Genomic DNA, 243 nt, shown 5'->3' on the forward strand with positions numbered 1-243 from the left:
TATTGTTTTCTCTAATTTACCAATCCTATTTGCTATTGGGGTTGCCATCGGTTTAGCTGGTGGAGAAGGGGTAGCAGGTCTTGCTGCCATGATTGGTTACTTGATTATGAACGTAACCATGAGCGTAATCATGGGAATTACACCAGAAGATATTGGTGCAGACCCAGCATTTGCAAACGTTCTTGGTATACCAACGCTTCAAACAGGAGTATTCGGTGGTATTATCGCCGGGGCACTCGGGGC

At 45.7% G+C, this 243-nt stretch carries 1 protein-coding gene; it reads left to right on the forward strand.

Going from position 1 to position 243, the window contains the following annotated elements:
* Positions 1 to 243: PTS transporter subunit EIIC (locus L9G74_RS21805; protein WP_238898973.1), on the forward strand; the 243-nt coding region annotated here is incomplete at both ends.

This window comes from Shewanella electrica (assembly GCF_022321485.1).
In the GTDB taxonomy this organism is placed as follows: domain Bacteria; phylum Pseudomonadota; class Gammaproteobacteria; order Enterobacterales; family Shewanellaceae; genus Shewanella; species Shewanella electrica.